Annotated in this window: 2 protein-coding genes; both read right to left on the reverse strand. The window is 70.8% G+C overall.

Annotation, left to right across the window (positions count from 1 at the left end):
* Nucleotides 1-159 precede the first annotated feature (159 nt).
* Nucleotides 160-861 (reverse strand): WXG100 family type VII secretion target, encoded by a 702-nt coding sequence (locus tag FXN61_RS49490; protein WP_167980646.1) that lies wholly within the window; start codon nucleotides 859-861, stop codon nucleotides 160-162.
* On the reverse strand, nucleotides 858-1169 hold the full coding sequence (locus FXN61_RS49495; protein WP_167980647.1) for a type VII secretion target: 312 nt from the start codon (nucleotides 1167-1169) through the stop codon (nucleotides 858-860). The genes FXN61_RS49490 and FXN61_RS49495 overlap by 4 nt, the downstream gene beginning before the upstream one ends.
* Between the last annotated feature and the right edge of the window lie 155 nt (nucleotides 1170-1324).

Consider the following 1324-nt stretch of genomic DNA (forward strand, 5'->3'; position numbering starts at 1 on the left):
CCCGCCGCTGGGCGTGCCGGCCGTCGCGGCCTGCTTGGCGGCCTGCGTCGCGCTGGTCAGGCCGGCGCTCGCGTCGACGTTTCCGTGCTGCTGCGACGGTTTCGGGGTGGTGGAACCGTCGCCGCCGCCCGTGCCCTTGGTCTTCGGAGGCATCGAGACCTACCCGTTCAGCAGCTTGGTCAGGTTGGCGATGCTGTTCACCAGGCCTGTGGTGTAGGTGAGGATGCGCCCCGCCCACTTGACCACCGCCGCGACGATCTGGGGCGCTATGAACGGGATCGTGACGACGAGGATCGACTCGGCCACCCACACGATCACCCTGGCCACCAGGTCGGCGAAGAGGTCGCGGACGAGCTCCCGGGTCATCTCGACGAGGCCGCCCGCACCCTGGGTCGCGGCCGCCATGGCCGCCGAGATCGCCGACAGGCCACCGATGGCGTTGACGTTGTTGGCCATCAGCCGCTGGTAGCCGTCCGACGCGCCGCCGTCCCAGCCGACCAGGTCGGTCTCGAGGCCGGAGCGGAGGTCGTTGGCCATGTCGGCGAGCTCGGTCGCCATGGCGTTCCACGTCGCGGCGTGCGCCCTGACCACGTCCGGTCTGCCGGTCACTTCGTCGAGGGCCTCGCGCAACGGGTCGAAGTACTCGATCGCCCAGCCGAGGCCGTTGGCGAGCAGGGCGCTGATCGGGTCGAGGATGGTCGACGCGGTCTCGACGCCGAGCTGGGCGCTGGCGAGCGCGTCGTCGACCCAGCCCTCGCTCTTGATCGCCTCCACGAGACCTTCGACGCTGTCCGGGAGGCTGGCGCCGCTCCACGGTTTGCGGGACGACTGGACGGGCGCGACGAGCGAGTCCCCGGTCATTGCGCACCCGCGGCCTTGCGCAGCCGCACGACGGTGTCCTGTTCCGCCGTCACGTACGTGTCCGCGCTGGCGCGCAGCTCCTTCGCGACCGCCTTGAGGTTGTTCTCGACGGTGGCGATCACGTCGTCGATGGCCTTGTGCCGGTCTTCGAGCTTGCCGGGGAGCCACCCGCACAGCACGCCGTACGCCTGGTCGTCCTGCGTGATGTGGGAGCTGGCGGACTTGACCTTCGCGAACCTCTGCGCGATCGCGTCCACGGTTCCCGCGTGTGCTCGCAGCTGTTCCGCTTCGACGTTGAACCCTGTCACGCTCACCACCGATCGTCGATGACGCTGGGGCTGTTGTCCTCGTCGTCCGGCAGGGGGAGGCGGCCTGCGGGAACGCGCTGCGGGCGCGACGGGCGGGTGTGGGAGCGGCCGAGCGGGGCGCGGGTGGTGGGAGCGGCGGGTTCGGTGCCCAGGTG

Origin of the sequence: Lentzea indica (genome assembly GCF_012184385.1) — a bacterium.
In the GTDB taxonomy this organism is placed as follows: domain Bacteria; phylum Actinomycetota; class Actinomycetes; order Mycobacteriales; family Pseudonocardiaceae; genus Lentzea; species Lentzea indica.

Bases quoted from the DNA above. Each gene is read 5' to 3' on its own strand.
- FXN61_RS49490 (WP_167980646.1), bottom strand. From the start codon at position 861: ATGACCGGGGACTCGCTCGTCGCGCCCGTCCAGTCGTCCCGCAAACCG.